General features: G+C 27.6%; 19 protein-coding genes. 15 read left to right on the forward strand and 4 right to left on the reverse strand.

Annotated features, from left to right (window positions below; translation table 11 throughout):
- The first annotated feature begins 398 nt into the window (after nucleotides 1-398).
- Nucleotides 399-1,751, forward strand: coding sequence for an NADP-specific glutamate dehydrogenase (gene gdhA / locus ACH5BF_RS01650; RefSeq protein WP_423272256.1), 1,353 nt, complete (start codon nucleotides 399-401; stop codon nucleotides 1,749-1,751).
- Nucleotides 1,752-1,790: 39 nt separating this feature from the next.
- On the opposite strand, the gene ACH5BF_RS01655 is transcribed toward gdhA, so the two are convergent.
- On the reverse strand, nucleotides 1,791-2,141 hold the full coding sequence (locus ACH5BF_RS01655) for a cupin domain-containing protein (protein ID WP_423272258.1): 351 nt from the start codon (nucleotides 2,139-2,141) through the stop codon (nucleotides 1,791-1,793).
- 606 nt (nucleotides 2,142-2,747) lie between these two features.
- On the opposite strand from ACH5BF_RS01655, the gene ACH5BF_RS01660 reads away from it, so the two are divergent.
- On the forward strand, nucleotides 2,748-3,149 hold the full coding sequence (locus ACH5BF_RS01660; RefSeq protein ID WP_423272259.1) for a hypothetical protein: 402 nt from the start codon (nucleotides 2,748-2,750) through the stop codon (nucleotides 3,147-3,149).
- 34 nt (nucleotides 3,150-3,183) lie between these two features.
- On the opposite strand, the gene ACH5BF_RS01665 is transcribed toward ACH5BF_RS01660, so the two are convergent.
- Entirely contained in the window at nucleotides 3,184-3,987 is an 804-nt protein-coding gene (locus tag ACH5BF_RS01665) for a shikimate dehydrogenase (RefSeq protein WP_423272260.1), read from the reverse strand.
- A gap of 127 nt (nucleotides 3,988-4,114) precedes the next feature.
- Between ACH5BF_RS01665 and ACH5BF_RS01670 the strand changes: the two genes are divergently transcribed.
- Nucleotides 4,115-4,558 (forward strand): bacteriohemerythrin, encoded by a 444-nt coding sequence (locus ACH5BF_RS01670; RefSeq protein ID WP_423272261.1) that lies wholly within the window; start codon nucleotides 4,115-4,117, stop codon nucleotides 4,556-4,558.
- A 12-nt stretch (nucleotides 4,559-4,570) separates the two neighbouring features.
- On the opposite strand, the gene ACH5BF_RS01675 is transcribed toward ACH5BF_RS01670, so the two are convergent.
- Nucleotides 4,571-5,182 carry a class I SAM-dependent methyltransferase gene (locus tag ACH5BF_RS01675; RefSeq protein WP_423272262.1) on the reverse strand — a complete coding sequence of 204 codons (612 nt, stop codon included), beginning with the start codon at nucleotides 5,180-5,182 and terminating at the stop codon, nucleotides 4,571-4,573.
- An 86-nt stretch (nucleotides 5,183-5,268) separates the two neighbouring features.
- Here ACH5BF_RS01675 and pgeF point away from each other — a divergent pair, with 86 nt between their 5' ends.
- From pgeF to ACH5BF_RS01695, 4 genes are all read left to right on the forward strand, one after another.
- Nucleotides 5,269-5,937, forward strand: coding sequence for a peptidoglycan editing factor PgeF (gene pgeF, locus ACH5BF_RS01680; RefSeq protein ID WP_423272264.1), 669 nt, complete (start codon nucleotides 5,269-5,271; stop codon nucleotides 5,935-5,937).
- A gap of 335 nt (nucleotides 5,938-6,272) precedes the next feature.
- A complete protein-coding gene (locus ACH5BF_RS01685) occupies nucleotides 6,273-7,529 on the forward strand; it encodes a malic enzyme-like NAD(P)-binding protein (RefSeq protein WP_423272265.1) in 1,257 nt (418 codons plus the stop codon).
- Nucleotides 7,530-7,605: 76 nt separating this feature from the next.
- A complete protein-coding gene (gene purU, locus ACH5BF_RS01690) occupies nucleotides 7,606-8,439 on the forward strand; it encodes a formyltetrahydrofolate deformylase (RefSeq protein WP_423272266.1) in 834 nt (277 codons plus the stop codon).
- Nucleotides 8,439-8,903 carry a tRNA (cytidine(34)-2'-O)-methyltransferase gene (locus ACH5BF_RS01695; RefSeq protein WP_423272267.1) on the forward strand — a complete coding sequence of 155 codons (465 nt, stop codon included), beginning with the start codon at nucleotides 8,439-8,441 and terminating at the stop codon, nucleotides 8,901-8,903. Before purU ends, ACH5BF_RS01695 begins: the two co-directional genes overlap by 1 nt.
- Nucleotides 8,904-8,926: 23 nt before the next feature.
- Here the strand turns inward: ACH5BF_RS01695 and ACH5BF_RS01700 are convergent, their stop codons facing one another.
- The gene (locus ACH5BF_RS01700; RefSeq protein ID WP_423272268.1) at nucleotides 8,927-11,173 is read right to left on the reverse strand and encodes a methyl-accepting chemotaxis protein; all 2,247 of its coding nucleotides are present in this window, start codon (nucleotides 11,171-11,173) and stop codon (nucleotides 8,927-8,929) included.
- Nucleotides 11,174-11,326: 153 nt separating this feature from the next.
- On the opposite strand from ACH5BF_RS01700, the gene ACH5BF_RS01705 reads away from it, so the two are divergent.
- From ACH5BF_RS01705 to ACH5BF_RS01740, 8 genes are all read left to right on the forward strand, one after another.
- Entirely contained in the window at nucleotides 11,327-11,986 is a 660-nt protein-coding gene (locus tag ACH5BF_RS01705; protein WP_423272269.1) for a response regulator transcription factor, read from the forward strand.
- Nucleotides 11,976-12,830: a sensor histidine kinase gene (locus ACH5BF_RS01710; protein WP_423272270.1), complete on the forward strand. Its 855-nt coding sequence runs from the start codon at nucleotides 11,976-11,978 to the stop codon at nucleotides 12,828-12,830. Before ACH5BF_RS01705 ends, ACH5BF_RS01710 begins: the two co-directional genes overlap by 11 nt.
- A gap of 82 nt (nucleotides 12,831-12,912) precedes the next feature.
- Complete coding sequence (locus ACH5BF_RS01715; RefSeq protein ID WP_423272271.1) at nucleotides 12,913-13,851, forward strand: SPFH domain-containing protein; 939 nt, start codon at nucleotides 12,913-12,915, stop codon at nucleotides 13,849-13,851.
- On the forward strand, nucleotides 13,823-14,281 hold the full coding sequence (locus tag ACH5BF_RS01720; RefSeq protein WP_423272272.1) for an NfeD family protein: 459 nt from the start codon (nucleotides 13,823-13,825) through the stop codon (nucleotides 14,279-14,281). Before ACH5BF_RS01715 ends, ACH5BF_RS01720 begins: the two co-directional genes overlap by 29 nt.
- The gene (locus ACH5BF_RS01725; protein ID WP_423272273.1) at nucleotides 14,271-14,486 is read left to right on the forward strand and encodes a hypothetical protein; all 216 of its coding nucleotides are present in this window, start codon (nucleotides 14,271-14,273) and stop codon (nucleotides 14,484-14,486) included. The genes ACH5BF_RS01720 and ACH5BF_RS01725 overlap by 11 nt, the downstream gene beginning before the upstream one ends.
- A 99-nt stretch (nucleotides 14,487-14,585) precedes the next feature.
- Entirely contained in the window at nucleotides 14,586-16,682 is a 2,097-nt protein-coding gene (locus tag ACH5BF_RS01730; protein ID WP_423272274.1) for a TonB-dependent receptor, read from the forward strand.
- An 11-nt stretch (nucleotides 16,683-16,693) separates the two neighbouring features.
- On the forward strand, nucleotides 16,694-18,118 hold the full coding sequence (locus ACH5BF_RS01735) for a 4Fe-4S binding protein (RefSeq protein WP_423272275.1): 1,425 nt from the start codon (nucleotides 16,694-16,696) through the stop codon (nucleotides 18,116-18,118).
- A gap of 92 nt (nucleotides 18,119-18,210) precedes the next feature.
- Nucleotides 18,211-23,043: a diguanylate cyclase domain-containing protein gene (locus ACH5BF_RS01740; RefSeq protein ID WP_423272276.1), complete on the forward strand. Its 4,833-nt coding sequence runs from the start codon at nucleotides 18,211-18,213 to the stop codon at nucleotides 23,041-23,043.
- Nucleotides 23,044-23,046 lie beyond the last annotated feature (3 nt).

The following is a 23,046-nucleotide window of genomic DNA, read 5'->3' on the forward strand; positions in this document are numbered from 1 at the left end:
TGTTTTAAATTTAAGTGCAAGTGTATCAAATTTTTCATGTCAAATAAATTTAAAACTTCAAATATATCTTTAATACTAGTTTAATATTGTTATTATATTATGTGTTATATTTTCTAAAAACATAAATAAATGTAACTTTTATTATCAAAATATTAAAAATTAATATATTAGATTACAAAATTTAGTTTTAATTTAAAAGAATCTGATAATGTGCAATCACACTCATAATAAACCTCATACGATAAACTAAGAATTCATATATAGAAAAGTATTGATATGCAGAAAGAGTTAAATATTATTAACTACAATTTTCAAATAACATTTTAAAAATATTATTAAATTATGTTAAATATTTGTTTGTATGTTAATTTTATTGGAATTTTAATCAAAGGAATAATATGCCTTACGTAAAAGAAGTATTCAATTATTTAAAAAGAACAAGTCCCTCTCAAACAGAGTTTTATCAAGCTGCGGAGGAAGTACTTGAATCACTTAGACCTTTAATTCAAAAAGATCCAAAGTACAAAAATCATAAAATTATTGAAAGAATTGTCGAACCAGAAAGACAAATCTTCTTTAGAATTAACTGGGTTGATGATAATGGTGAAATACAAGTAAACAAAGGTTTTAGAGTTGAATTTAACTCTGCTTTAGGACCATATAAAGGTGGGATTAGGTTTCATCCAAGTGTAAATGCAGGTGTTATTAAGTTTTTAGGATTTGAGCAGATTTTTAAAAATGCGCTTACTGGATTACAAATTGGTGGTGGAAAAGGTGGAAGTGATTTTGACCCTAAAGGAAAATCAGACAATGAAATAATGAGATTCTGTCAAGCTTTTATGACAGAACTTTATAGACATATAGGACCAAATACAGATGTACCTGCAGGAGATATTGGAGTAGGTGCTAGAGAAATAGGATATATGTTTGGTATGTATAAAAAACTTGTAAATAGATATGAAGGTGTATTTACTGGTAAGTCTTTAAACTGGGGTGGTTCTTTAGGAAGAACACAAGCAACGGGATATGGTTCTGTATATTTTGCAAAATATATGCTTGAAGCAAGAGGTGAGTCTTTGGAAGGTAAAAGATGTGTTGTTTCTGGAAGTGGAAATGTAGCAACTTATACAATAGAAAAACTTTACCATTTAGGAGCGATTCCTGTTACATGTAGTGATTCAAAAGGAATGATTCTTGATGAAGAGGGTATTGATTTAGAACTTCTAAAAGAGCTAAAAGAAGTAAGAAGAGAAAGACTTACTGAATATATAAAACAAAGACCAAACGCTAAATATATTCCAGTTGAAGAGTATAAAGAGAATACAAATGCTGTATATTCAGTGCCATGTTATGCAGCATTCCCAAGTGCTACACAAAATGAATTAAATTTAAATGATGCAAAAAATCTTTTAGAAAATGGTTGTGTTTGTGTTAGTGAAGGGGCAAATATGCCTTCAACAAAAGATGCAGTAAATCTTTTTGTGGAAAAGAAAATTGCTTATGGGCCAGGAAAAGCAGCAAATGCTGGAGGTGTTGCTACAAGTCAACTTGAAATGGCACAAAATGCTTCAATGGTTAACTGGACATTTGAAGAAGTAGATGCAAAACTTTCAACGATTATGAAAGATATTTTTGATACTGCAACGAAGGCTGCTTCTGAATTTGGAGAGCCTACAAATCTAGTATTAGGTGCAAATATAGCAGGGTTTAAAAAAGTAGCTGATGCAATGATAGAACAAGGTTTAGTTTAGATATAAAAAGGTAGGAGTTTCCTATCTTTTTATAATATTTTAAAGCATAGTGATTTCATCTTCTTTTGTAGTAATCATACATAAGAACTCATAATCACTTCCATAGCAAGCTTCATAATAGTGATTTATGCCAGCTGGAATATATAAAAAATCACCTTCTTTTGCATGATACTCTTCTTCTCCTATCACAACTTTTGCTTCACCTTTTAAAACATACTGTTGGTGTTGAATTTTGTTTGTGTGATTTGGCATAGAACCACCCGAACTTAGTTTGATTTTTCTAACAATGAAGTCTTTATCTTCATTTGGAGTTAATACAGCAATTTGTGCTTTTTGAGTTTTTGGAATATCATTTTTTTCAATAGTATTTGAGTTTGTACAGAAAGACATCTATAATCCTTTTTGATTTTGTTTTGGATAATATATTATATTTTTAATTAAAGTTTAAAACAAAAATCAGATTACCCCAAAGGCTCTTGAAGTAAGTTCTTATAATCTACAGTTTTTAATAAGAATATAAGCTTAGAAGAGTTCAAATATCTATTTTCAACTTTAAAAAATTCTCATGAGTCATTATCAAAAACTGTAGGAATAGAGCAAGCTTCAAAATACTCAAAAGTATATGAGAATATCTTATCTTTTTATAACAGTTATGTAAATAGTTCTAAAAGTGAAGTTTTTTATGGATAACATTGATCTAAGTGATAAAAAAATACAAACAATAATACTATTATTATTTATAATAATTTGTTCTTATATTTATTTTTTATTCTTTCAATAAGAAAAATATAAAGTCAAAATCGTTAAAGAAGAAGTTCCTGTAACAGTTGAGAAAGTTAAAGAGGTTTTTGTTTATGTTCCTCAAGAAAAAATTGAAGAGAAAACTAAAGTTGAAGAACAAAAAGATATTGAAATTTTAGAGAAAGAAGAATTTAATAAAAAAACCAAATAAAAGAAAAGCGAAATATTTTATTTAGAACTAGTAGTATGTCTCATATGCATAATATAAAAGTCATATCAGATATAAAAATTGACAAAGATGATAAATCAAACTATAGTTTTGTTGGAATTGAAGGAAATGTTATAAATACAGATGATGTTGATGGTAGATTTTCTATTTCTATAAGAGATGATTATTTAGACTATTTAAGTGTACTGTATATAGAAGTTGAAGATAAAATATCTAAAATTACATCAAGATGTAACGCTTCATTTTTAATTGGTATAAATAAAAATGATTTTTATCAATTTGCTTTTGATAATGGAATTTGTTATATTACTGATACTAAACTTGAATCAGTTTTTTTAAAAAATATGAGAAAAGAAATTAAACATGTACATAAAATAAGTGAAGAAGAATTCCAAAACTTCCTGAAGAAACACGAAAAAAAATATTAGAAAGAATAAAAGAACTAGAAAAAGAAGAGTAGTTTTACTCTCCTTTTAAACCCTTTCTCATAGCTTCAACCACATCATCATCAACTTTTTGTTTTGTAAAGTATTCAAAAGCTAAAACACCTTGGAAAAGAAGCATGTCTTCTCCATCTTTTATCTCACAGTCATTCTCTTTTGCTAGTGCTAAAAATGGTGTGATTTTCCCATATACACAGTCAAAAGCAAATGAGGCTTTTTCTAAAATTGGCTCTAGGATTTCTTTGTCGCATGGAAGATATTCATCTTTTAGTCCTGCACTTGTTGAGTTTACTACTAGGTCGTACTCTTCTGCTTTGAAATCATCCCATGAGTATGAAATGATACCTTCATTTTTAAAAAACTCTAGTTTTCCTGCACTTCTGTTTAGTACTGTTACTTTGATACCTTTTTCTTGTAAGGCTAGGGCGATTGCTTTTGCTGTTCCTCCTGCTCCTAAAAGCAGTACATTTTTTACCTCTCCAAAAGACTCTATTGCTTTTAGAAAGCCTGGTGCATCTGTATTGTATGCTATGATTTTTCCATTTTCATTTATATATGTGTTTACTGCTTGGATTTTGTTTGCTAATCCTCTTACTTCATCGGCGTTTTTGTACGCAAACTCTTTATGAGGAACTGTGATGTTTGCTCCTTCATATGAATTTTCTAAAAAAGCAGTTTTTATAGTTGCTCCATCTTCTAAATGGTGTTTTTCATAAACTCCATCATAGTTTAGTGCTTCAAAACCTGCATTTTGCATTTGTGGTGATTTTGAGTGAGCTACTGGATTTCCAAATATTACGAATTTTTCTTTTGTTTGTGACATATATATTCCCTTAGTTTAAAAGTGTGATTTTATCAAAATCTTATTGAAAATATAATACTTGATTATAATCAATGCTTTTTTAAGTAAATTATGTAAAAATTCAATAAAAATTTCAAAGGCAATAAATATGCTAATAGATAAAAACAACTTACCTCTTGTAGCAGAAGATTTTATGAATGATGTACATTATGAAGATGTTGATATTATAAATGAGTTACATACAAAAGCGGTAATATTTAAAGAAAATACAACAGAAGAAAACAAACAAGAACTTATAGCCTGCTATGAAAAATGGTTTGATCATACAGTAAAGCATTTCAAAGGTGAAGAGGCTATAATGTTACAGCTTAGATTTCCACCTTATATGATGCACAAAGGTGAGCATGATAGATGTTTGGAGTATATGGATTACATTCTTAAAAATTTTCAATCAGATAATGATATAGAAGTAGTTTTAGCTTATCTTGAAGTGGATTTACTAAATTGGCTTATAAATCATATTCAAACTATGGATACAGTTACTGCAAATTTTTTCAAAACAGGAATGAGTCCTTGTAGTGCAATGCATTAAAAAAAGGTAGGATTACCTTTTTTTAGCGATTAGATTAAAAAGTGGATACTCTTTATCATTTCTTTCGTGTTTGAAAACTGTATCACAAGAGATTATTTCAAAACCTTGGTTTTCAAATATTTTGCATACATCTTCTTTTTCATATCCAAAGTGTTCAACACCATCATTGTTGTGCTTTTTATGGAAAGTTCCATCCTCTTTTTCAAGGTCATTTATACAAACAACACCGTCTTTTCTCAAAGCCTCAAAACATTTTCTTGCAAACATATTTGTATCTTTTATATGGTGCATTGTCATAGAAGATATTACTAAATCAAACTCTTCTTTTGGTAGTTCTTCTTCATTCATATTATGTTTAATTGCTTTGATATTATCAAAATTTAACTCTTGTGCTTTTTCATTGAATCTTGAAACCATTCCATCAGAATAGTCCATTCCTAAAATATTATTTGTTTCATTACTTAAAGCAAAAGCGATAAAACCAGTACCACAACCATAGTCTAAAATATTTGCATTATCTTTAAGTTTTATTTTTTCTAAAAGGTTGTTTACACAGGCATTTGAACTGTCTATACTTGATTGTTTTTGATCCCATGTTTTTGCTGCTTCATCAAATCTATTCATTTTTATCCTTTAATCTAAAAATAACATTATATCAAAATCAAACTTTTTTCAGTACAATAAGAAAAACAGTAAAAAGGCAAAACTTTATGAATGAAATATTGGCAGTTTTTACAGATAAAAATGATGGAAACTTAGCTTATCATGTAGGTGACTTAAAACAAAATGTAGATAAAAATCAAAAAGCTTTAGCTAAAAAATATGGATATAGATTTAGTGATTTAAGATATATGAATCAAGTTCATGGAAATAATGTAGTTGTTGTAAATCACAACTCTCCAAGGTGTATAGATAACTGTGATGGGTTAATTACAAATGAAAAGAATTTACCTTTGATGGTGATGGTTGCAGATTGTATACCTATCCTTTTACATGATAAAAAAGAGGGTGTTATTGCAGCACTTCATGCAGGAAGAAACTCTACTTTTCTAAAGATAGTACAAGTTGCACTTGATATTATGAAAGACAATTTTGGATGTAAAGGTGAAAATATTGAAGCTTTGATGGGACCTAGTATTCAAAAGTGCTGTTATGAAGTAAATGAGGAGCTTTTAAATATAGTTGAAAAAAGCTTTGGAAAAGAGTTTATATTTGAAAAAAATATAGATCTTCAAGGAATAAACCGTGCAATTTTAGAACAAAATCAAGTAAAAAATATAGAAATTTCAAAAATTTGTACAAAATGTTCAAAAACTGAACACTATTCCTATAGAAAAGACCCAAAAACCGGTAGATTTGCAGGTGTTATAAAACTTTAAATTCAATCTTTACGAAATTACTCAAAAATAGCTCTAAACTTAAAAAAACTTAAGGTGTAAAAATTTATTTTTTGTGATATCTTAACCTTAAGTTTTAAAAATGAAATAATATAAAAAGTACCATAAAATAGATGTTTAAATGTAAATTAGAAATAAATTAATTATTAAAGTTGTATTAAAAAAATTAATTATATATTCTTTTTTACATAACTTTTACATAATTACCTTAATTGAACCTTGGAAATTAAATTAGTTTCAAAATTTATCTTTTTTAAGGTTTCTTCTGTTACTATTCTACCACATTTTAAAGAAAGTAGAAAATATTAAGGATTAGAATGAGTACTAAAGTAACAAAAAGCGAAGCATTAGATTATCATAAAGTTCCAAACCCTGGAAAGGTTGCTATTGCTACAACTACAAGATTAGAATCACAAAGAGATTTATCTCTTGCATACTCTCCAGGAGTTGCATATCCTTGTGAAGAAATCAAAGATAACCCAGAAGCTGCATATACTTATACTTCAAAAAGAAATTTAGTTGCAGTTATTTCAAATGGTACAGCTGTACTTGGTCTTGGAGATATTGGCGCGTTAGCTTCAAAACCAGTTATGGAAGGGAAGGCTGTATTATTCAAAAAATTTGCAGCGGTAGATTCTTTTGATATTGAAGTTGATGAGAAAGATATTGATAAATTTTGTGAAACAGTAAAAGCAATTTCACCAACATTTGGTGGAATTAATTTAGAAGATATTAAAGCACCTGAGTGTTTTGAGATTGAAAAAAGATTAGTTGAAGAGTTAAATATTCCAGTTATGCATGATGACCAGCATGGTACGGCTATTATTACAACTGCAGGATTAATCAACGCTTCTTCTATGATGAATAAAAAACCAGAAGATATGAAAGTAGTAGTTGTGGGTGCAGGAGCTTCAGCTATTTCTTGTTCAAACATGTATAAAGAATTAGGTGTTAAAAACTTAATTATGTGTGATTCAAAAGGTGTTATTCATAAAGGTAGAACTGATTTAAATAAATACAAAAAAGATTTTATGATTGATGATGCACTTACTATGGAAGAAGCATTTACAGATGCTGATATGGTATTAGGTTTATCAAGACCAGGAACTTTTACAAAAGAGCATATTGCACTTATGAGTGAAAGTCCAATTGTATTTACACTTGCAAATCCAACTCCAGAGTTATTCCCTGAAGAAGTTAGAGAAGTAAGACCAAATGCAATTATCGGAACAGGAAGAAGTGACTTCCCAAATCAAGTAAATAATGTACTTGGATTCCCATTTATTTTTAGAGGTGCATTAGATGTACAAACTAGAAAAATTAATATGACTATGAAAATGGCAGCAGCTCATGCAATTGCAGATTTAGCTAAAGAGCCATTATACCCTGAACTAAAAGTTATGTTTGGTGACTTATCTTATGGTCCTGAGTATATTATCCCAACACCATTTGATAAAAGACTTATGGTTGAAGTAAGTGCAGCAGTAGCAAACGCAGCAGTTGAAACTGGTGTTGCAAGAGTAAAAGAGTTTGATTTAGAGGCATATAGAGAAAAACTTTCTCATATGGTATAGGTTAAATTATCTATTAATTAAGAAAAAGGTATTATTCTCATTTAATTTAAAATGAGAATAATATTATAGGACGATAATGGAAGAGTATATACTTTTAATTGATACTGAAGATGCAAAAGGTTTAGTTTACAATATCTCAAAAGTACTTTTTGCAAACAACTTAAACATAGAGCGAAATGCTGAATATGTTGATCCAGACACTAACAAATTTTTCATGAGAACTAGAATCTCAGGAAATATCTCAAGAGACATTTTACTTAAAGAGTTAAAAGAAGTTTTACCTCAAGGCTCAAGAATTAGACTTAACAAAAAAGCTAAAAAAGATGTTGTTATCTTAGCTACTAAAGAGTCTCATGTATTAGGTGATTTACTTATTAGATATATTGATGGTGAGCTAAATGCAAATATTAAAGCTGTAATTGCTAACCATGAAGATTTAAGAGATTTAGTTGAAAAGTTTGATATTCCATTTACTTGTATTAGTGCAGAAGGTATGGATAGAGAAGCTCATGAAGATTTAATGATTCAAGAGATTAACAAATATGAGCCTGAAGTAATTGTTCTTGCAAAATATATGAGAATTTTAACTCCTAAGTTTGTACAAGCATACCCACAAAAAGTGTTAAACATTCACCACTCATTCTTACCAGCATTTATTGGAGCAAATCCATATAAACAAGCTCATGAAAGAGGTGTTAAGATTATTGGAGCTACGGCTCACTATGTTACTGATGATTTAGATGAAGGTCCTATTATCTCTCAAGATGTAGTAACAGTTGACCATACTTTCTCTTGGCAAGATATGAGAAAAGCAGGAAGAAATGTAGAAAAAATCGTATTATCAAATGCTTTCCAGTTATTACTAGAAGATAGAGTATTTGTATACGGAAATAAAACGGTAATCTTATAATGTTTAATTTAGTATTACATGAACCAAGAATTCCAGGAAATGTTGGAACTATCGGTAGATTAGCTTTTGCTATGAACTGTAAACTTCATCTTATTAAACCTTATGGCTTTGGTGAGATTACAGAAAAAGAAGTAAGACGTGCTGGACTTGACTACTGGTACGACTTAGAAGTTTATGAGTATGAAAATATTGAAGAGTTCTGGGAAAAGAATCCTTTAAATGACAGACACTTTTTTGCTACAACTAAAACTGATAAAATCTATTTTGATGCACAATTTAAAACTGGTGACTTTTTTTACTTTGGTAGAGAAGATGCTGGCTTACCTGAATCAATTATGGATAAACATAAAGAGGGATGTATTACTATTCCTATGACAAATGAGGCAAGAAGTTTAAATATTGCAAACTCTGTGTCGATTGTAGCTTATGAAGCATTAAGACAAAACTTCAAAGATTTTAAATAATCTTTGAAGCTTTCTTTCTTTTTTTAAAAACTTTCCCATTCATCATCATTTGATAAATTTTCTTTTATTTCAGTCGTTTGTTTTTTAGAAGCTGTTGGAGTTTCTTTTTTTACAGGTTTTGAAGAAGTTATTATTGAAGTATTTATTTCCGTTGTTTTAAAATCAACACTTTTTGCTTTTACTTCATTTTTTCCTATAAACTCTTTTTCATCACTATTTTTTACTAACTCTACAGCCATTTTGTTTGTTTCTTCTGAAATATGTTGAGTATTTGAAGAAATATTTGCAATCTCTTGAGTTTGTTTATCTAATTGATTGATTGAATCATTGATTTGTTCCATACCAATTTGCTGCTCTTTTGATGCAGTAGAAATATCAGCTATTAGATTTATAGTACTATGAATATTCTCATTTAAATCACTATATCCATGAATCATTTTATCTGAGATTTCTTTACCATCGTTTGCTTTTGAAGTAGCAATCTCTACAAGATGTTTAATCTCTTTTGCAACTTCTGCACTTCTAGAAGCTAAGTTTCTAACTTCTTGCGCAACAACAGCAAAACCTTTACCAGCTTCACCAGCAGTAGCAGCTTCAACAGCGGCATTTAAAGATAAGATATTTGTCTGGAATGCAATTTGGTCAATTAATCCAATAGATTCATTTATTGCTAAAACTTGTTCGTTTATATCATCCATAGCTTTAGTTGTTTGATTTGCTAACATTTCACCATTTGTCGCAGCTGTTTTAACTTTTTCAGAGTTTGTTGACATTTGTTGAACACTCTCATTATTTTTTACAATAGTTGAAGTGATTTCTTCAATTGCTGCAGCTGTTTCTTCAAGTGAAGCTGCTGTTGAGTTTGCATTTGATGTAAGGTTTTCAACATTTGAAACTAAACTATTTGCACTTGTCTGTAAACCAAGTCCTATTGATTTACTCTCTTTTAGCATCTCATTTATACTCTTTGAAACAGTGTTTATGTTTGTACAAAGTTGTAATATCTCACCATTTATATTTGATGTATTTACTTCTTTTGTATAATCATATTTAGCAAATTCATTTAACACAGAGTTTATGTTTTCAATATTTAAATTTAAAGTATCTAACATTTCATTGATAACATTTTTAAGTTCATTTAATTCTTTTGAGTTTGAACTATGAGATATTCTACTTGTTAAATATCCTTCTTTAATCTTGTTTGCTACACTTGTAGCATCATCTATAAGTTCTCTATCTTTTTGTATGTTTATTTTTGCATTTTCAATGTTTCTATTGATGATTTTAGCCATGTTTCCAATTTCATCATTGTTTTTATCGTTTAAAGGTTTTACATCGCTTGTTTCGTGATTTATGAATGCAAAGAAATTATTTAATCCTTTTTCAAACTCTTTTAAAGATTTTGAAATTTGTCTATTAAATACAATTAGTGCAAAAATAATAAATATTGCAATTGCAGATGTTATGATAAGTGAGTATAGACTTATGTCAGCTTTCTTCTGAATAAATGCATCACCAATTATTTTAGTTAATTTATCAAGTTGCATATCTGTTTGATGAACTGTAGCTCTTAATTCACCTAAAATACCACTTTTATGATCAAAACCTTTTTGTTCTTCAAGTTTAGTTAAAGATAAAAAGCTTTTTTGGTATTGTTGTAAAAGAGAGTGCATTTGCGTATATCTATTATCATTAAGAAGTTTGTCAATGATTTTATTAAACTTATCAATATACTTTTGTTTATATCTAAGCATAAAATCTTTTTCTTGTTTTCTTAAATCATAGACAGTAGATAAAAGATATGTATCATTTTGTTTTTTTGCATAATCTTGTACTTGATGTACTTTAGCTCTTAAGTCTCCATATAATCCATCAGTTGGCGTAAGTCCAATAGTTTTTTGAACTTCGGCTAATTCTAAAAATTTTCTTGCATAAGTTTTTAATGTTACTTCATATTCATCAAGAGAAGATGTATCTAAATCAAAATATGTTAAATCATATTTTAAAAGGTTCTTTATTTCATAAACATCATTTAAAGTTTTTTTGAAACTGTCTATGTATTTAAAGTCTTTTCTTGCAAGAAAGTCTTTTTCATGTTTTCTTAGTTCTAAAAGTTTTACATTTAATTGTTCAGTATGATGATCCATTTTTCCTAAAGTTTGAAGTTCATTCATAGCACTTCTTTCACTTACTAAAATAAATATAAAACTTAGTGTTATTACGATAGCTAAAACTATTAGTTTTAACTTTATGGAAATATTAGCACCCATAATAAAATCCTTTGTGTTATATTGTTAGTTATCATTAATTTTTATTATATCTTATTTTGGTTAACAATTAGTACAAAAGTGTATAAATTATGTAGTTTAACTAAAAATTAACTATTGTTGAATATAATATTATTTTTTTGATAAGGAAAGATATTGTATAAAATATTATTATTGGAAGATGATAAGCTATTTGCTTCTACATTAGAAGATTTTTTAGAAGATGAAGGTTTTGAGATTGATATTGCTTATGATGGTGAAGAGTGTCTTGATTTAAATTATGAAAATAAATATGATTTATATATTTTTGATATAAATGTACCTAAAATCAATGGCCTTGATTTATTGCAACAACTAAGACAAGCAGGTGATGAAACTCCATCTATTTTTCTAACTTCATACAAAGATAAAGAAACCCTTCATGAAGGATTTTTAAAAGGTTGCGATGATTACCTTAAAAAGCCTGTTGACTTAGATGAGTTGATACTTAGAATAAAGGCTTTGTTTAAAAGAAACAAAAAAAGTTTTGATGCTATAAAACTTACTGAAACTTTGGAGTTTGATTCTATTTCAAAAAGAGTTTACGAAAATGGAGTTGATTTAAATCTTCCTATTAAAGTTCTTGAACTATTAGAGTTGTTTATAGAGCATCGAGGAGAGATTGTTACAAAACAAATGATTATTTCGAAGCTTTGGAGTGTAGAAGAAGAGTATAGTGAAGGCTCGATTAGGGTTTATATTAATTCTGTTAAAAAGCTTTTAGGTAAAGAGTCTTTATCAAATATCAAAGGTGTAGGGTATAAAATTGAATTCTAAAAAAAGAGACTTTTTAATATCTATATCTATTGTTTTTACTATTACGATTACGCTAATTTTGTATTTTAATTTTATGTTAGTATCTATCTTTGGTTTAAATCAGGACAATTTTATTTTTATTATTATTCCTTTAGTCCTTTTAGGGCTAATAATATTTTTAAGTTTTGCAAATAATATTTTAAAACCACTTTTTAAAAGTGATGAAGCTTTACAACAAAGTTTAAAAGAGACAATTCATGAACTGAATATTCCAGTTTCAACTATTCAGATGAATACGCAAATGCTTCAAAGAAAAATAGAAGATGAAAAGAGTCTAAAAAGATTAGGCCGAATAAAGCAAGCAAGTGATGATTTGTTGAAGTTATATGAAAATATGGAATATGATATAAAAAAACAGATTGATAAAATTGAAAAGCAAGAGTTTTATTTAGATGAGATTGTAAATAAAAGTGTATGTAAATTTGATGATATAAAAAAACAGACTACTATAAAGGTGTCAATACCAAATATAAAAATTAATAGTGATATTAATGGGTTTGAAAAAATACTTGATAATCTAATCTCAAATGCTATTAAATATAATAGAGTAGATAATCCTATAGTAAAAATAGATTTTAAAGATGATGTTTTATCTGTATTTAATACAGGAGATAAGATAGACACAAAAAACTTATTTATCATTTTTGATAAATACTTTCAAGAGAATAAATCAAATGATGGATTTGGTTTAGGACTAAATATAGTAAAAGAGTTTTGTGATAAGAATAGAATTACTATTACTATCGATACTTTAGAGGATGGAAATAGATTTAATCTAAATCTAAAAAATCTTTTAAATAACTAATATTTATAATCTTTTTCATAGATTCACCACTTCTTTAAATAAATTATTATATTATAGATAAAATTTATTTAAAGGATTCGTTATGATAGATGAAACTCTAGTGTTTCCCCTTGCTATTATTGTTTTTGTTTTAATTATTATTGCAAAAGGTGTAAGAATTGTTCCTCAATCAGATTTATATGTTGTTGAAAGATTAGGAAAGTTTAATAAGATTTTACATGGAGGATTTCATGTAATTATTCCAATCGTTGATCAAGTAAGAGCAAAACTTACTTCAAGAGAACAGTTAGTAGATATTGCAAAACAATCAGTTATTACTAAAGATAATGTTAATATTTCAATTGATGGTATTGTATTTTGTAAGGTTGATGATGCAAAAGAAGCTACTTATAATGTAGTAGATTTTAAAAATGCAATTGCAAATCTTGCGATGACAACTTTAAGAGCTGAAATTGGTGGTATGGATTTAGATGATACTTTATCAAATAGAGAAACACTAAATGCAAAACTTCAAACAGAATTAGGAAGTGCCGCTGCTAACTGGGGAATAAAAGTTACAAGAGTTGAAATCTCAGATATTGAAGTTCCTTCTGATATTCAAAGAGCAATGAATATGCAAATGGAAGCGGAGAGAGAAAAAAGAGCAATTGAAACAAAAGCAAGAGCTGATAAAGAAGCTGTTATTAGAAGTGCTGAAGCTTTCAAGCAAGAAGAGGTTTTAAAAGCAGAAGCAATAGAGAGAATGGCAGATGCAAAAAAATATGAGCAAGAAAGAATAGCTGCTGGTCAACAAGAGGCTATGAGACTTATCAATGAAGCAATGAGTCAAAATGAAAAAGCAGCAGAGTTCTTACTAGCAAAAGATAGAATTCAAGCATTTAAAGCTTTAGCTGAGAGTCCTTCAAATGACAAAATGATATTGCCTTATGATGTAACTCAAATGATAGGAAGTACTTCGGTTTTAGGAGATGCTTTTTTCAAAGGTGTAAGTAATGGAAACACAAACAATAATGCTTCTTGATGTAATTAACCCTTATATTCTTTTAGGAATAGGGGTTGTTCTAATAGGTTTAGAAGCTGTAATAGCTTCATTTATACTAATTTGGTTTGGTTTAGGCTTTTTAATCACAGCATTTATAAGTATGGCATATGACTTCAATGATGGAGTTTGGCAACTTGCAAGTGTATCAATAATCTCACTTTTATTTATACTAGTACTTAGAAAAAAAGTGTTAGAAAAGTTTTTAGATTCTACTGAGAAAGTAAATGATAACTATTTACAAGAAGGCGGAATAGGACAAATCAAAAATCAAAAAGTCTTCTTCAAAGGAACATACTGGGAAATCGATAGTGATATTGATGAAAAAGAGTTTGAAGAGGGTGAAAAAATTTTAGTAATTACTACATATAAGAATTTTGCGAAGATTAGGAAAAAAAACAATGGGAAGTAAATTAACACATTTATTTTTTTATTTTGTAGGGTTTATTATTTTAAAAATTATAACTTTAGGTAAATATCCTTCATTAAGTGGCTTTTTGCAAGATGAAGTAGATGATCCAGGAATGATATTTTCAGATTCTGCAGTTATTTCAGGATTTGGAGTTATAGTTAGTTTTGTTGGTTTTGGCTTTTTTCTTTATTATACAAGTCCTTAAAAGTTAAACTTTATAAACTTAACATTTAGTTAACAAAAAATTAATTTTTTTTTAACACAACAATTTTATTATCCCCTTTGACTTTATTTAGGGGATAATATGAAAATCAAACACTCACTTTTTGCAATAGCTTATCTAAGCTCATTTGCATATTCAAACGACACAATCACGCTTGATTCTATTTCAGTTACAGCAACAAAAGTTCAAAGAGCTACAAAAGAAGTGACTCAAAGTATATCAGTTGTTAGTAAAGAAGAAATAGATGATAAAAATATCATCAACATTTCAGATGCAATAAACACAGTTCCAGGGGTAAATGTAGAAAGCTCAACAAATAGTTCAAGTCCTAGGCTTATCATAAGAGGAGCTGGACTTAAAGCTCGATATGGGGTTAGAGAAATCATGATTATAAAAGATGGGGTTCCAATGACTGACCCTGATGCTTTTACAAGATTTGATTTTATAGATATGCAAGATGTAAAATCAATAGAGGTTCAAAAAGGACCTGGCTCTATTCAAGCAGCTAATGCAACCGGAGGAGTAATACAACTTATTACAAAATCTGTTTTTGATGAAGATGAAAATAGATTGAAGTTTGGATTTGGAACTTATGGGGCTAGTCAGTCAAACTTTAGATATTCAACTGCACTTGATGATAAAAACTACATTTCAGTAAATGCAAGTACAACTAAAAATGATAATAGTTGGAGAGATAACAATGATATTGATTCACAACAATTAAGTTTGAAGTATGGATATTTATTTGATGATGACTCTGTATTTGAAAGTGAAGTAGCTTATACTAAATCAAATATGCAATTACCTGCTTCTATGACCCAAAGTGAGTTTGAAGTGTTTAAACAAACAGGGGAACAAAAAGATACAAGTTCACCTTGGCAAAATAGTGCAAGAAACTCTGAAATACTATTTTTAAATGCAAGATATGAGAAAACAGTTGGAGACATCACTTATAAACCAAGAGTTTATTTTAACACATGGGATCATTATCATCCTGTAACTGCAATGATAAATGACAGTACTGATAATAATATCTATGGTACTGATTTAGAATTAAACTATAAACATAAACTTTTTTCAAATGATGCTACTTTAGTTGCAGGAATTACTGCAAAACAAGATGTAAGTAAGGATTCTAAGAAGTATACATATAAAGATTATACAATTGTTGGAATGGGTAACAATAGTATTTCTAAAACTCTATCTGAAGAAAAAGGAGATTTAGCAAATGTTGAAGATTCAAAAGCTACTTTATATGGAGTATATTTTCAAGAGAGTTTTAAACCTTCAAATAAAACTTTAGTTGATTTATCTATTAGAGTTGATAGAGTAAAGTTTGATGTAGATGGAAATGAAATTTTAGAATATAACTGGAGTGGTTTTGGAGGAGATACTTATAAAACTGGTGATGGTTTATATTCAATAGATGAAGAGTATACTTTGGTATCTCCAAAAGTTGGTTTTTCATATGCCATAAATGAGATTACCAATTTTTATGCTTCAATTGCCTCAGCAAATCAAGCTCCAACAGATAATGAACTTAAAACAAATATTGTTGAGAATAAAGGAACACTAAAAAAGACAAAAAGTAGAAACTATGAAATTGGTTTAAAATCAAGAGCAAATAAATACTCTTATGACTTAGCTATCTATCAAAATGATGTTAAAGATGAAGTTACTGCTGTAAAACAAAATTGGACTACATCATATGAAAATGCAGGGGAAACACAAAAAAGAGGTTTAGAGTTTAATACAGCTTATATGTTAAATAAAAATGTAACTTTAGGTGGCTCTTACGCTTATAGTAACTTCAAATTTAAAGAGTTTAAAGAAGAAGGAACTTACGATAGAAATGGTAACTACTTACCTTATATTCCAAAACACCAATACTCAATGTTTGCAATGTATAAAAATCAAGGCTTTAAAACAAGAGTGCAGGTTAGATCATGGGGTAGCTACTATATGGATAATGCAAACTCACAAAAATACGAAGGTTATGATTTTGTAACTGACTTGATAATTGGATATGAAAAAAGAAATCATAATATACAGTTAAATGTAAATAACCTTTTTGATAAACACTATGCAATGTCAGCACAAAAAGATTTAGACGGTGATATTACTTATAAAGCAGCAGCTCCAAGAACTGCAATGCTTACATATACATATAAGTTTTAAAGGACTAAAAAATGAAACAGATTATAAAAAGAAAAGGAAATGATATTTTTTCATTTCCTTTAATAGGCTTTATGTTTAAAAATACAAAATTTTTATTTGTTTTAAAACTTTTAGTTTTTTCATTATTTATATATGCAATCTATTTTGGTTTTGCCTATGAAACTAAAAGTGAAAATAGATTTACAACAGGACTATTTTGGAATCTATTTTGGCCTTTTTTTATGGTAGTTAGTTTAGCTACTTTAGGTAGAGTGTTTTGTGGAGTTTGTCCCCATGGTTTTATAGGAAAATATATTACAAAGATTGGTTTAAATAAAAAAATGCCAAAGTTTTTAGCTAATCCTTTTATTGGTTTAACTATTTTGTTAGTTGGCTGGTGGTTGGTTTATTATATGTATCCAAGTTTATTTAAAACACCAATTGCAACAGCTATTATGTTTACTGTTATGACTATAGTTGCAGTACTAGTATTTTATGTATATGAAAATATGTCTTATTGTAAGTATATCTGTCCTATTGGAACTTTGACAAAAGTCTTTTCAAAGATTGGCTTTACAAAGTTAGAAACATATAAAGATGGCTGTGCAACTTGTAAAACTTTTGATTGTGCAAGTGCATGTAGCTATAACTTAAAACCATTTACTTTTGACAAAAAGAACTCTATGGAAGATTGTACTTTATGTATGGACTGTGCAAGTTCTTGTGAGAATGTGGCTTTTTCTTTAAAAAAACCATCTTCAAATGTTTTTGGTAAGTTTAAAACAAATAAGGCTGAGGTTTGGGCACTTATACTAATAACAGCAGTTATATCTATCACAATGAGTTTTCATCATGCACTTGGAAGAAGTGCAATAGTTGAAGAGTTTTTTTGGGTTAAAACAGCAAGATGTTTTGAAGGTTTTGTAAACTTTGGCTCTATTGATACTATAGGTTTGTTTGCTTTATTATATGCTGTGTTAATATCTGTTTTTTTAAGTGTATCTGGAATGTATATAGCTTCAAAAATTATGAAAGTCTCATATGAAAAGACTTTTTATACTTTAGCTTATGCTTTTGCTCCTTTATTTATCATAGGTGGTTTATCTCATATAGGAGAGTTTTTCTTTTATTCTTATGCTTCAAATATAGTAAATGGATTTATTCAAGCATTTGCTTTAGATATGGAGTATATAAAACCCCTTGCTAGTAGAAGAGATGAGTGGGTTCATATATTTAAGATATTTAATCATATTGCATATATTTGGGCATTTATTATTATGATAGTAAGGTTAAAACTTATTGATACTAAGACATCACTAAAAGTTTTAGCTTTTCCTTTTGCAAGTGCTTTGATTGTTTTTTATATGTGTTTGAAGTTTTATACGGGATATGTTTTTCAAACATATGGCGTAAAAAAAGGTGGGCATAATCATACTCATACTACTGTGAGGAAATAAATAAAATGAGCCTTCTTAGCTTAAAAGAGTAACTTTAAAAATAATAAAGTTATAATGATGTAAATAGAACAATAACGTTAAGAAGGCATCTTTTGATTAAAAGTAACTATACAGTAGTAGAAAAGATAATTGACAATAGATATTATGAATTGTTTGAAGCTTATGATAAAACAAATAATAAAAATATAATAGTTAAGACTTTTAAATTAGATACTTTTAATGAAAATATAATTGAGAATATTCACAGAGAATTTTCTTTTCTAAATGATTGTAATCATAAATATATTCTAGATGTAGATTTCTTAGATAATAATAGTAAACAAATTGATTTGATTTTTAAATCATTTAAATCAAAAACTCTAAAACAGCTTTTACATAAAGAAAAATTAAAATTAGAAACTTTTTTTATCTTAGCAATCAAAATTTGTGAAGCATTAATTTATTTACATAAAAAAGGAATTGTTCATAACTCTTTAAGTCCACAATCAATTTTAGTTTCAGAAAGTAAAGAAGTTAAGCTTTTAGATTTATTGTTCTCAAACTATGAAAATGAAACTTATGAAACAACTATAGACTCTTTATATATTGCTCCTGAACAAACTCTTTTAGGCTTAAAAAGTGTAAATAAAAAAGTAGATATATACTCTTTAGGAATAATCTTTTATGAAATGCTTTGTTCTTATATGCCTTTTGATAAAAATAGCTCTTTAATATCAGATGATATACCTTTTATAAGTGATATTAATAAAGAAGTACCAATATTTTTATCAAAAATAGTATCAAGAATGACAGTAAAAGATGAGAAAGAAAGATATAGTGATCTTAGTTTTGTTTTAGCTGATTTACATAAGTGTTTCTCTTTAGTTCAAGAAAAAGAAATAGAAGATATTAACTTTGATAATTTTGAGAAAGTATTTGATTTTAATAATAAAGAAGAGATTTTTGGAAGAGAAGAAGAGTTTAATCAGTTTAATGCTTACTTTAAAGAATTAAATCAAAATAACAATACCTTTATAAGTGTATCAGGAAATTCAGGAATAGGTAAATCTACATTAATTAACTATTTTATAAATAAAAATATAGATAAGTTTTCAAATATTATAAAACTAAAGTTAGATAAATATAAACAAAACTCTTCTTATGAGTTTATCTATGAGGCTTTAAGAAATTTAACAAGACAAATTATTATAAAAGAAGAGAAAAGCCTAGAAGATTTTAAAGAAAAAGCTTTAGAGGTTTTGGGTGAAAATGCAAAAGTTTTAATTGATGTAATTCCCGAGTTAGAGATTATCTTAGGAGTTCAACCTGATGTTGACTCTTTAAATGTAAAAGATAGTAAAGCTAGATTTGATTTTTTGTTGTTTAAGTATTTAGATTTATTTACTTTAGATGAAAAGCCTTTGTGTATTTTCATAGATGATATACAGTGGGCAGATTATGTAACTTTAAAGTGGATAGAAAAAGCTTCAATAAATCTAAAAAACTGCTTTTTTATTGTATCTTTTAGAAATGAAGAAGTAGATAAAAAAAGTCCTGTTAGTTCAATGCTTGATAAACTTCATTCTTTAGGAATAAAAGTCAATACAATTTTTCTAAAACCTATGACAAAACAGATTCTTTTAGACTATATTAAAAACAAGACAGATATTAATGAACTAGAAAAAGTATCAGATATAATATTTACTAAAACAGCTGGAAATATATTTTTTGTAAAAGAGTATTTAAAGCAGTTAAAAAAAGATGAAATTATATACTTTAATACTACAGATTTAAAATGGTATTGCAAAGTAGAGGAATTAAATAGTTTACCCATAAGTGATAATGTATTTGATGTATTATCAAAAAGAATTGCTTCTTTGCCTAAAAATGTACAAAATATACTTAAAATAGCTTCATGTATTGGAAATAGTTTTAATAAAAAGATGTTATCTCAACTATTTGATGATACAGCTTCTTTAAAAGAGGCATTAGAAATTGCCATAAAAGAAGACTGGATAATCCAGAATTTAGAGCAGTTTAAAAGTGATGATAAGTTTTATAGTTTCTCTCATGATAGAATGCAACAAATTGTATACTCTTCAATAAGTAATGAAGAGTTAAAAAAGATTCATTTTAGTATAGGATATAAACTCTTACAAACTAAGCTGTTGCAAAATATGGATTTAATTAATTGTGTAAATCATTTAAATAAGGCAATTGAATTTATTGAGGATAAACAAATAGTTGTTTTAATAACTCTAAATTATGAGGCTTCAATATTCTCAAGGTTAAGTGGTGATTTTAAGAGTGCATTAGAGTTTGTAAAAATTGCTATGTCATTAATTGGGAAAAATAATAAAGAAGAAATCTCATATCTTGAGATTGTAAAACAAAGAGCTATTTGTGAACAGCTTTGCCATAATAATAGTGAAGCTATAAAGTTTTTCGAAGAAGCTATTTTATTATGTAATACAAATATACAAAAAGCTAAAGTATATGAACTTCTAATTAAGTTTTATACAGATTTATCTGAGTTTAAAAAAGCTTATGAGATTGGTTTAAAAATTGCTATTCTTTTTAATGAAAATATACCTGCTTCTTTTAATAAAGTAGATTTCATTTATGAGTTTGTAAAGTTAAAAGTCAAACTTAAATCAAAAAGTGAAAATGATATATTAAACCTTCCAATTGTAAAAGATGAAGAAAAAGAGATACTTCTTAAAACACTTTCTTCTCTTTTAAAGGTTGCTTATCAAATTCAGCCTGAACTTTGTGTTTCTTTGTCTGTAAAGCTTATTAATTTATGTTTAAAATATGGAATAACAAAAGATTCTGTAATTGGTTTTATGGTTTTTGGAGTTATCTTTCAAGGTGGGATTTTATGTAAACATGAATTAGCTGATGAGTATTCGAATCTTTCACATAAAATGATTGATAAGTTTGATAATAAACTTTTAAGTAGTGAAGTGGAGTTTGTATGTGGATATTTTGCTAACTCTTGGACTAATCCTGCTATTGAAACAGAAAAGAAATGGATGAACTCTTATTTAAATGGACTTGAAATAGGGGATTGGTTTCATAGTTCATGTTCTGCTGTTGCTTTGATACAAAGTATGTTTATAAGAGGAGTATCTTTTAATATAATACTAAATAAAATAGAGTCTTTCAAGCCTATCTTAAAAAGTATAGGTGCTAATGAACACTACAGTATTATGGAAAGTATTAAATATAATATTTATGATATTCAAGGGAAAAGGTATTTAAATAAAGAGTTTGATGAAGCAAGCTTTTCAAGTAATTTGGATGACTATGAATCAAAACACTTTGCTCACTACTATTTTATAAATAAAATCATAGCTTTATTTTTAAACAATAAATATACACAAACTCTACCTTTTATAAAAAAAGCTGATGTTTTTTCAAAAGCTTCTAAAGGTATGCTTCATAATACAGAATATTACTTCTATAAAGCTCTTATATACAAAGAACTTTATAAAGAGGCAAATTTAGTTGATAAAATAAGATTTAGGGCTTATATAAAAAGAATTAGAAATAAGTTTAAAAAATGGTCAAAATTAAACTATGAAAACTTTCTTGTAAGATATAAGGTATTAGAAGCTTCTTTGTATGAAATAAACAATAATTTACAAAGAGCAATTATTTTATATGAAGAAGCAAATGAGACAGCTAAGATATATGGTCAAAATCAACTTATTTATATCTCAAACAAGAGTTTATCACAAATTTATAATAAGAACTTTCAAAATAGAGTTTCTTATATGTATGATAAAGAAGCAAAAGAGAGCTTCAATGCTTGGATAAGTCATAAATCAAGTAAGATTGATGAATCTTCAAATATTGATATTAAGACCTTAATTAATGTAATGCAAGTTATAAGTGAAGAAAAGAATTTAAAAGAGCTTTTAAAAATTATCATTGAAGAGTTGATGAAAAATGCAGGCGCTCAAAATATAGTGCTTCTTTTAAAACAAAAAGATGAATTGTTAGTTGAAGCATATAGAAATAGTACAGATAAACAAACAAAGGTTTTAACAAATATTCCTTATATGGATTATATTAATATCACACATACAATTGTAAATTATGTTTTAAGAACACATGAGTCTATTATTATTGATGATTTATCAGAAAATAAAATCTTTTATGATGAACTTAAAGTCTCAAAGAGAAAAATAAAATCTGTAATGTGTGTGCCTTTGATGTTACATGGAGAACTAAAAGGTTTAATCTATTTAGAAAACAATATTATTAGTTCTTTGTTTAAAAAAGATAAGTTAGATTTATTTAAACACTTAAGTGGGCAAATTGCCATTTCTATTGATAATGCTTTGATTTATAATGAGTTGGAACAAAAAGTAGAAGAGAGAACAAAATCTTTAGATAATAAAAACAAACAGTTAAAAGAAGCTGTAAAGAAACTAGATTTATTAGCTACCTTAGACTCTTTGACACAATTAAAAAATAGAAGATACTTTGATGAGTATTTATTTAAAGAGTGTAAGAGAGCCCAAAGAACTAAAGAGTGTTTATCTTTAATTATTGGGGATATAGATTACTTTAAAAACTATAATGACTTTTATGGACATCAACTAGGAGATGATTGTCTAAAAAAAGTCTCAGATATTTTAAGACAAACAATAAATAGACCTACTGATTTAGTCGCTAGATATGGTGGTGAAGAGTTTGTAATAGTTTTACCTAATACAAATGAATTAGGAGCAAAGAAAATAGCAAAATTAATACTTGATAATATTTCAAAAGAGCAAATAGTTCATGAAAAATCTGAGGTAAGTAGTTTTGTAACTATGAGTTTGGGTGTAGCTGTAAGTTGTGATTTAGAGGAAGTAACACCAAAAAATTTAATAAAAAAAGCTGATGATAATCTATATAAAGCGAAGTCTTTAGGAAGAAATATGTATATCTAAGAA

It is taken from the genome of Arcobacter pernae (assembly GCF_049472135.1).
Lineage (GTDB): Bacteria > Campylobacterota > Campylobacteria > Campylobacterales > Arcobacteraceae > Arcobacter_B.